The sequence below is a fragment of the Legionella moravica DSM 19234 genome, from assembly GCF_000423305.1.
Classification (GTDB): Bacteria; Pseudomonadota; Gammaproteobacteria; order Legionellales; family Legionellaceae; genus Legionella; species Legionella moravica.
The window spans coordinates 35,900-42,707 of sequence record NZ_AUHS01000030.1 but is presented as its reverse complement, the minus strand read 5'-3'; the positions used below and the strand labels follow the sequence as shown (position 1 = coordinate 42,707).

Here is a 6,808-nt window from a genome sequence, read left to right as displayed (position 1 = left end):
CCTACATAAATCGAACTTATCTCTTCATATAGGTGCTTGTTGCCCTCAAGACGATCTACCTTTTTAATCTTGTGTTTTAATGAACTGTTTCCAGTTAATCCTTTGCCTATTGCTGTCAGCGATAGGTTTTGCTTCTTTTGTAGTGAACATGCTACATCCATTAATGCTTGTAAACGTTTGCCATGGATAAAAGGACATTCCTCCATGAGATGGTCATGTAGTAAATCGATAGGTTCCATCATTTTCCCCAAACAAATTTGTTGGGGAAAATTAGATCACGACTTCAACTTTACTGCAATTATTTTTAGCAAATTTGAGGGGATATATCAGTTCGCGGAGGGTGACAAGGATTAAGTGTTAAACATATTATAGCGACATAATTTCCTAAGCCCTGAGAGCACTACCCTCATGGTCCACTAAGTCACCCTCCGTGCGCTTGTTACGCTCCGTGCTCTTGTTACGCTCCGTGCTCTTGTTACGCTCCGTGCTCTTGTTACGCTCCGTGCTCTTGTTACGCTCCGCGCGCTTGTCACGCTCCGTGCGCTGGTTACGCTCCGTGCGCTGGTTACGCTCCGTGCGCTGGTTACGCTCCGTGCGCTGGTCACGCTCCGTGCGCTCGTCACCCTCCGCGAAGGCGGAGGGTCCATTGATTTTCAGGTATGAACTGAACGGTCTCTATCCTGTAAACACTGCAGAACCTCATAAAAACTCAATTCGCAGGATTTTAACAGAACAAGTAAATGAAAGATCAGATCTGCGGTTTCATTAATCAGTTCTTCTCTGTTGCGGTTTACCGCTGCGATTACCGTTTCAACTGCTTCTTCTCCGACTTTTTGGGCGCATTTGTTCAGACCTTCATTAAGAAGCTGAGCAGTATAACTGTGACTGCTGTTCTGTCTGGCTCGTTCATTGATTAATTTGATTAACCCATCGAGAAAACTCAGAGTGGTATTTAAAGGAGGTTGAAAACAACTGGTATAGCCAAGGTGGCATGCCGGTCCCTTCGGTCTCACATGGATTAAAAGGCTGTCCTTATCACAATCAGTGCTAATGTGGTCTATGAGCATGCTGTTTCCGGAAGTTTCGCCTTTACGCCATAATTTTTGTTTGCTACGACTGTATAAAGTCAATTCGCCACTGGAGAGCGTAGCACTTAAAGCCTCCTGATTCATATAACCCAACATTAATACGGTACCGTTTTCCGCATTTTGAATGATGGAGGGTATTAAACCGTTCATTTTTTTCCAATCCAGACTGTTTAGTTCCAGTTCATTCATAGTCGTACCTCTATAGTGTTTGCCTTAAGGCCTTGTTTGACTTCGGCAATTGTTACTTTGTTGTCATGAAAAATGCTCGCTGCTAAAGCGCCATTAATTGGAGTTTGAAGAAATAATTCGATAAAATCCTGTACTGATCCGGCTCCGCCCGAAGCAATTAAGGGAACATGACAGAGAGTCTGCATTTCCTGTAGCTGAACCAGGTCATAACCCGATCGAACACCATCTGATTGCATGCAATTAAAAACAATTTCACCTGCACCTCTGTCCTGGACTTCCTTAATCCATTCCCTGGTCTTGCGTCTGGAATTGATGCTTGTGTGTTCATTACCAGTGTACTGATACACGTAATAATCGTCGACAATCCATTGGCTATCAATCCCGATAACAACGCATTGAGTACCAAATTGCGCACTTAACTCGTTAATCAATGATGGATTTTCCAAGGCAGGGCTATTCACCGAGATCTTGTCGGCTCCAGCATGAAGCAATGATTTGGCTTGATGCACGGTTCGGATTCCTCCGGCAACGGTAAACGGTATATTAATCGCTGCTGCAACCTGATTGACCCAGTCAGGCGATACTGAACGTGCATCACTGCTGGCTGTAATATCATAAAATACCAGTTCGTCAGCACCTGAATCTGAGTAGTGGGCAGCCAAGGGAATAATATCGCCAATAATTCGGTGATTACGGAATTGTACTCCTTTGACCACTTTATTATCACGTACATCAAGGCACGGTATGATGCGTTTGGTTAGCATAATAGATACCTCATTTTCATTAAGCATACTCTTGCAAGCATTCAGTTAAATCAAAACTCCCTTGATATAGCGTTAATCCCAGAATTGCAGCGGCAACGCCAAGAGATTCAAGAGTAGCGATATCCTCTCTGTTTCGAATTCCTCCGGAAGCTTGCCAGGATATATTGGGAAAACGTTCTACCGCCTGTTGGTACAGGTTGAAATTGGGGCCAGACATCATTCCATCACAGGAGATGTCGGTACAAAGTATGTCATTGATGCCCAGCTGATGATAATAACCAACCACTTCCCACAGATTACTTTGGCTGCTCATTTGCCAACCATTTATCGCCGGAACCGGGATCTCGTGATCAATTCGTACATCAAGCGCGAGAATAATATGTTCTGGCTTGATTTCCTGAATGATGTTCGTAGTCACTTCTGGATTGGAAATGGCGATGCTGCCAATGACCAGATGAGAAATACCTGAATCAATGCAGCGTTTTGCCTGATCAAGGGTTCTAATTCCTCCTCCGGCTTGAACCGTGATCCCACAGTCCAGCATGGCGCAAATTAAAGGTAATTGTTGCATGGCTCCCATACGAGCCCCATCCAAATCCACAATATGCAAACGTTGCGCCCCTGATTGTTTGAAATATAAAGATCTCTCAACAGGCGCAACATCAAATTGGGTTACCTGATCAAATTGACCTTGTTTTAATCGGACACAACGACCTGCTTGTAAATCAATTGCTGGAACAACTAACATACCGCCTCCAGAGACAAGAAATTTTTGAGTAATGTCAGACCGACACCGGCTGATTTTTCGGGGTGGAACTGCATCCCATAGACGTTATTTTTGTTAACAATAGCCGTGAATGGTTCGCTGTAATTGCATCGAGCCACCGCATGATTATGATCTTTTAAGGCGTAACTATGGACAAAGTAGACGTAATCACTCTGATTTAATCCCTGTTGCAGAGGTGAATCAGTACACCATTGCAATTGATTCCATCCCATGTGCGGAACAGGACAGTCATTAGTTCTCGTCAATAATTCAGCCTGTCCTGGAATTAAACCCAAGCAGTCAATCATTCCTTCTTCACTGCATTCAACTAATAACTGCATACCCAGACAAATCCCCAATAGGGGTTGTTTCAGGTGAGTAATGACCTCGACAAGATTAGAGTCACGTAAGGCGTTCATCCCATAAGTTGCTGTGCCTACGCCGGGTAAAATCACATGAGAAGCCTGTTGTATTTCCTTGCTATCATGGGTTAATTGATAATTGACTCCCAAACGTTTTAACGCATTTACCAGAGACGTCAGGTTATTACCACAGACATCGATTACCGCAATCATAACAACCCCTTGGTTGAGGGGAGTGATTCACTGGTTCTGGCACAAGCCTGCCTCAATGCTCTTCCCAAAGATTTAAAACATGCCTCAATCATGTGGTGGTGGTTGGATCCGGTTACATTAAGGTGAATGGTTGCACCTAGAGCGCTGGATAAGGATTGAAAGAAATGAGGGATCATCTCCGTTGCCATACCTCCAACAAACTCGCGGCTGAATTGACCATTGAATTGACAAAAGCTTCTGCCGCTAATATCGATAGCAATAGAGGCAAGGGATTCATCCATAGGCAGAGTAAAGCCGTAGCGATTTATACCCCATTTGTCTCCAAGCGCTGCTTTAATCGCCTCACCCAAAGCAATTGCAGTGTCCTCAATCAAATGATGATCATCGACCTCCAAATCTCCTGTAGCCTTGAGATCCAGAGCGAACTCACCGTGTTTTGCGACCTGCTCCAGCATGTGATTAAAAAATGGAATGGACGTATTAATGGAGCTGGGTTGGTCACTATCCAAGGTTAATTTCAGCTTAATTTCTGTTTCATTTGTTGTTCTGTTGATAATGGCACTACGGCGATTATTCATTAAAGCGACAACTACATCATCCCAGGAGTGCTCTTTTGATATGGGAAGAAATTTAACTCCTAAATTATCTGCTAATTCTCTATCCGTATCCCTATCCCCAATGACCCATGAGCTGGATACATCAATAGAGGTTTCTCGCATAAACCGATCCAGTAAACCGGTTTTGGGTTTTCGGCAGCAGCACAGATCTTCAGGCATGTGAGGACAAATGTAAATTTCATCAAAAAAGATACCTTGGGAAGAAAAAAGATCCAGGGTAAAGTCATGGCAAATGGCAAAATCTTCTTCAGGAAAACTTGAGGTCCCCACACCGTTTTGATTGGACACCATGATGAGCTTGAATCCTGCCTTTTTGAGTCGGAGCAGGGCAGGGATTACTCCCTGCGTTAACTTGATTTTTTCTAATGAATCGACCTGGTTGTCAAAGGGCTCTTCAATTAAGGTACCATCACGGTCAATAAATAAGATCTTTTGCATAATTTAATCCTGAAACATTATTGATAAAACTGGATAAGGAGTCGATAAGTAATCGATTTTGCTCCGGGTCTCCCACTGTGATGCGTATATGATCGTGTAATAAGGAAGATGGGGGAAAATCTCTTACTGCGATGTTGTGTTCTGCAAACCAGGCAGTTAGCTCCTTGGCGAAGAGGGATTTTACGAGCACAAAATTGGTTTCAGAGGGGTATACTTTTTCAATTACCGGAGTGTTTTTTAATACGTCAATAAGTTTTTGCTTCGAACTGCGGATACGCTCAATAACTGTTGGAAACCAGTTCGTGTTCTCAAATGCCTGGGTGGCTAATTCAATAGTGCTGCCTGGAATAATATAAGGCGCAATAATTTTATTGAATGCTTCTATAACATGCGCTTGAGCGATAATGCTGCCTAGACGTAGTCCAGCCAAGCCACTTGCCTTGGATAACGTTCTTAATATCACCAGATTTTCATAGCGATTTAGCAAAGAAACGGCACTTTTTGTTCTCGCAAACTCTATATACGCTTCGTCTACGACAATGACCGATCGATTTGCAAAATACTCACAAGCGGCGGCAATCAAATCCAGGTCGATTAAATTTCCTGTCGGGTTGTTGGGGCTACACAACATGATGATTTTGCAGTTGGATTGCCAATTGTTTTTAATCTGCTCTAAAGCGAGACTAAACTCATCCTGATGATTGAGGGGGCATTGAATGAGTTCCGCCTGTTGTAAACGAACGTAAAAGGCATACATTGGAAAGGTCGGAGGAAATTGCATGAATGCATCCTGACCTGCTGTTAAAAATAAACGTGTAACCAAATCGATGCCATCATCACTGCCCCTGGTTAATACAATCTGATCGGGATCTACTTGATAGCGAGCAGCTAACCTGGCCTGTAATTGATTTTGCAAACGTGTATCAGGGTAATAGTTAAGCGATTTAGCGATACTTGAATTAACTGGACACCAGGGCAATTCATTAGCATGTAATCTTAATGTGCACTGCTCTCCACCAGGTACGTAATTCTGGCTGTTTAACAACTCGGGTCGTATTAAGTTAAGTATAGACATCTAATCCTCCAAGATATTGAGTCTGATTTGTATGGCATTTGCATGGGCATCCAAACCTTCGATTTGAGCCAAAGAAACAGCAGCCGGACCTAAGTTTTTGATACCTTCCTGGTTAATTGATTGCACATTAAAACGGGTTAAGAAATCAAGAGTACTCAAACCGTTGTGATTTTTTGCATAACCGTTCGTAGGCAGAACGTGGTTGCTGCCGCTGACATAGTCTCCCATTGTCTCTGCAGCCCATGAACCAAGGAACACGGTACCAGCAGAATTAATGTGACTCACCCATGAGTCTGCATCTTCCCTGTTGATGATTAAATGTTCGGGAGCATAGTCGTTGATTATGGCCAGTTGCTCCTTTCTGTCGGAACAGAGAATGATTCTGCTTTTTGCCAGTGATTGCTTCATAATAGAAGTACGCGATAAATGAGTTAATTGCCGTTTTATTTCTTCATTAACTGCGTTGGCAAAAGCCAAATCCTCGCAAATTAAAAAGACCTGAGAGTCCGCACCATGTTCTGCCTGGGCCAATAAATCTGCTGCAACGAAGGATGCATTGGCTTGGTTGTCGGCAATGATCATGACTTCAGAAGGCCCCGCCGGCATGTCTATTGCTGCACCGCAGGGATCAATGGAAACCAGATTTTTAGCCTCTGTAACGAAACGATTACCCGGTCCAAATAATTTGTCCACCTTGGTAATGCTTTCAGTACCATAGGCCATGGCTGCAATTGCCTGGGCGCCACCCAGAGTGTAGATGGTTTCTATTCCACACAATCGGGCAGCTACCAGTAAATGAGGGTTGATTTCACCGTTTGCGTCTGGTGGAGTGCACAGTACTTTGATTGGACATCCTGCGATTCGGGCTGGTATGGCTTGCATCAAAAGTGACGATACTAACGGAGTGTTATTCCCGCCAGGTACATATAAACCTATCTTTTGTATCGGTCTGTAGGTGGTCAGTACACGAACCCCCAAGGCGGTATAGATGTTCTGATCTTCGGGTACTAAAGATTGGTGGTAGTTGGTTATGGTCTGTATGGCCTGGTTCATGGCAGAAAGCAGGTGCGGATCGGTTGTTGCATCCTGGATTTGTTGCTGAGGAACTTTGAATTGTTTCAGACACGCTCCATCAAATTTTTGGGTTAATTCGAACAAAGCCTGGTCCCCCTTTGCTCGTACCTGTTGAATAATTTCCCGTACTTGATTGGAGACTGAATTTGTCTCTACAGGACGCAATAAGCACAGCGCTCGTTCGGAAGGTGATAATAATCGCCAGTTTTTAATGGATAACAT

At 43.7% G+C, this 6,808-nt stretch carries 7 protein-coding genes and 1 pseudogene; all 8 read right to left on the bottom strand.

Annotated features, from left to right (window positions below; all coding sequences use genetic code 11):
- Positions 1–125: pseudogene (locus G543_RS19340) on the bottom strand (IS4-like element ISEc60 family transposase); the annotation flags it as partial.
- Between the two features lie 528 nt (positions 126–653).
- The gene (gene hisIE, locus G543_RS0108465; RefSeq protein ID WP_028384144.1) at positions 654–1,277 is read right to left on the bottom strand and encodes a bifunctional phosphoribosyl-AMP cyclohydrolase/phosphoribosyl-ATP diphosphatase HisIE; all 624 of its coding nucleotides are present in this window, start codon (positions 1,275–1,277) and stop codon (positions 654–656) included.
- Positions 1,274–2,041 carry an imidazole glycerol phosphate synthase subunit HisF gene (gene hisF / locus G543_RS0108460; protein WP_028384143.1) on the bottom strand — a complete coding sequence of 256 codons (768 nt, stop codon included), beginning with the start codon at positions 2,039–2,041 and terminating at the stop codon, positions 1,274–1,276. Before hisF ends, hisIE begins: the two co-directional genes overlap by 4 nt.
- A 19-nt stretch (positions 2,042–2,060) precedes the next feature.
- The gene (locus G543_RS0108455) at positions 2,061–2,789 is read right to left on the bottom strand and encodes a 1-(5-phosphoribosyl)-5-[(5-phosphoribosylamino)methylideneamino]imidazole-4-carboxamide isomerase (protein WP_028384142.1); all 729 of its coding nucleotides are present in this window, start codon (positions 2,787–2,789) and stop codon (positions 2,061–2,063) included.
- A complete protein-coding gene (gene hisH, locus G543_RS0108450) occupies positions 2,783–3,382 on the bottom strand; it encodes an imidazole glycerol phosphate synthase subunit HisH (protein WP_028384141.1) in 600 nt (199 codons plus the stop codon). Before hisH ends, G543_RS0108455 begins: the two co-directional genes overlap by 7 nt.
- On the bottom strand, positions 3,379–4,437 hold the full coding sequence (gene hisB, locus G543_RS0108445) for a bifunctional histidinol-phosphatase/imidazoleglycerol-phosphate dehydratase HisB (RefSeq protein ID WP_028384140.1): 1,059 nt from the start codon (positions 4,435–4,437) through the stop codon (positions 3,379–3,381). Before hisB ends, hisH begins: the two co-directional genes overlap by 4 nt.
- Positions 4,415–5,512 (bottom strand): histidinol-phosphate transaminase, encoded by a 1,098-nt coding sequence (gene hisC / locus G543_RS0108440; RefSeq protein WP_028384139.1) that lies wholly within the window; start codon positions 5,510–5,512, stop codon positions 4,415–4,417. The genes hisB and hisC overlap by 23 nt, the downstream gene beginning before the upstream one ends.
- Positions 5,513–6,808, bottom strand: a complete 1,296-nt coding sequence (gene hisD, locus G543_RS0108435) for a histidinol dehydrogenase (protein WP_028384138.1) — start codon at positions 6,806–6,808, stop codon at positions 5,513–5,515.

What these genes read in the sequence shown, in the direction of transcription:
- hisB (WP_028384140.1), bottom strand. Translation starts at nt 4,437, where the DNA reads ATGCAAAAGATCTTATTTATTGACCGTGATGGTACCTTAATTGAAGAG.
- hisC (WP_028384139.1), bottom strand. Translation starts at nt 5,512, where the DNA reads ATGTCTATACTTAACTTAATACGACCCGAGTTGTTAAACAGCCAGAAT.
- hisD (WP_028384138.1), bottom strand. Translation starts at nt 6,808, where the DNA reads ATGTTATCCATTAAAAACTGGCGATTATTATCACCTTCCGAACGAGCG.
- G543_RS0108455 (WP_028384142.1), bottom strand. Translation starts at nt 2,789, where the DNA reads ATGTTAGTTGTTCCAGCAATTGATTTACAAGCAGGTCGTTGTGTCCGA.
- hisH (WP_028384141.1), bottom strand. Translation starts at nt 3,382, where the DNA reads ATGATTGCGGTAATCGATGTCTGTGGTAATAACCTGACGTCTCTGGTA.
- hisIE (WP_028384144.1), bottom strand. Translation starts at nt 1,277, where the DNA reads ATGAATGAACTGGAACTAAACAGTCTGGATTGGAAAAAAATGAACGGT.
- hisF (WP_028384143.1), bottom strand. Translation starts at nt 2,041, where the DNA reads ATGCTAACCAAACGCATCATACCGTGCCTTGATGTACGTGATAATAAA.